This window comes from Aerococcus sp. L_32, from assembly GCF_050689315.1.
Map to the genome: position 1 here is coordinate 1 of NZ_JBOEQF010000409.1, position 1,709 is coordinate 1,709.

Sequence of the window (1,709 nt, forward strand, 5' to 3'; positions counted from 1 at the left end):
TCCTGAAGATACAAAAGTAAGAGTTGTTTTCCAAGTGGATGACGCAGCCAATGTGATTGGCTTGGCTAGTCGGGTACAAGAACGTGTACGTGATACTGTGGCCGTTTCATTGGGGATTCCAGTTACGGATGTTAATGTGAAGGTCAACCAAATTGATCGTAGTGTTGTCGTAGCTGAAAATCAAGCCAAACAGAAAGCTGCACCACGTGTGCAATAAGGAGGAGGGATAATATGTCAGAACGGAATAAACGAGAAGAACGTGCGATTTGGCGCCAATACAAAGGGCGAATTATCGGCTTATTATCAGCCTTTATCTTTGCACTATTGTGGGTAGTCTTTAATTTCGGGACAGCGTTACTGGTATTTATCATCGCAGCAGTCGGCTTTATTATCGGTGCTTACTTTGATGGTGAGGTCGACTTACATGCCTGGTTACGGTTCTTTATGAAATAGTCGAAGGGTTATCGGTTGATAATCAGAAATATTCACGTTATCATTAACTTATAGGTTATTTAAAGTTGGCTAGATGACCAACATAAATATTAGGAGGAATTAAATTATGGCTGAAACAAATGAACAAGTAAAACACGAAAATAATTTAGCTTTTGAACCTCGCGTGTTAGAACGTATTGCGAATAACTCAGTTCAAGATGTTGACGGCATTTTAGAGTTGAAAGGTAACTTCACATCTGGCGTGAAAAGCTTCTTCTCTTCTGAAGATGACAAAACAAAAGGTGTTAATGCTGAAGTTGGTAGTAAAGAAGTAGCCATCGACTTAGAAGTAATTGCTGAATACGGCAAAAACATTCCTGCAGCCTTTAACCAAACAATCGAAAAAGTGAAAGCAAACGTTGAAAAAATGACTGGTTTAACAGTTGTTGAAGTGAACATGAATGTTAACGACGTGATGACACGTGCAGATTATCAACAACAACAATCTGAAGAAGAACGTCAACGCGCTGAAGAACGCCGTCGTGCCCACCAAAATGGTGAATTTACAGACGGTTCAAGAGTACAATAATAACTAACATACATGGATAGCTAGTATCTATTATCATGTGTAGGAGGGGTCGGCCAAGTGTCGATCCTTTTCTTATCCCCAGAATTTAGGTAAGATAGAGGCAAGAAAATCGGCATTTTAAATTGGAGGCTTAAAGATGAAAACAATGATTTTACTAGGTGAAGGTTACGAAGAAGTAGAAGCAATCACAGTGATTGATTACCTACGTCGAGCACAAATCCCAATAGATATCGTATCTATCAACGAAACGTTATCGACAATTGGTGACCATGGCATTGAGATTATGGCAGATAAACTGTTAGATGATATTGATACTGACAGCTATGACATGGTCATTACGCCAGGTGGACGCCCAGGTGCAGAAAAATTGGCCAAGGATAAAAGAGTAACTGACTTGATTGCTCAACAAGTAGCAAACGATAAATATGTTTCTAGTATTTGTGCGTCACCGATTGCCCTTGAAGCAGCAGGCGTCACTAAAGACTTGGAAGGGACATGCTACCCAGGTTTCGAAGACCAAGTGCATTACAAGACCTTCCACGAAGATATCACCTACTACGATGAAAACCATAAAGTATTGACCTCACGTGGACCAGCCACAGCAGTTTATTTTGCCTTGGACATTATTCGAATTCTAAAAGGCGATGCTAAAGCACAAGAGATTGCTGATGGTTTATTATTACCAATG

At 40.1% G+C, this 1,709-nt stretch carries 3 protein-coding genes and 1 pseudogene; all 4 read left to right on the forward strand.

Features of this window, described 5'->3' with window-relative positions:
- Positions 1 to 217 (forward strand): annotated as a pseudogene (locus tag ACRCJ0_RS13445) (alkaline shock response membrane anchor protein AmaP); the annotation flags it as partial.
- 14 nt (positions 218 to 231) lie between these two features.
- Complete coding sequence (locus ACRCJ0_RS13450; protein ID WP_431390746.1) at positions 232 to 453, forward strand: DUF2273 domain-containing protein; 222 nt, start codon at positions 232 to 234, stop codon at positions 451 to 453.
- A gap of 106 nt (positions 454 to 559) precedes the next feature.
- A complete protein-coding gene (locus tag ACRCJ0_RS13455; protein WP_069285465.1) occupies positions 560 to 1,021 on the forward strand; it encodes an Asp23/Gls24 family envelope stress response protein in 462 nt (153 codons plus the stop codon).
- Positions 1,022 to 1,157: 136 nt separating this feature from the next.
- Positions 1,158 to 1,709: DJ-1 family glyoxalase III (locus ACRCJ0_RS13460; RefSeq protein WP_431390747.1), on the forward strand; the 552-nt coding region annotated here is incomplete at its 3' end.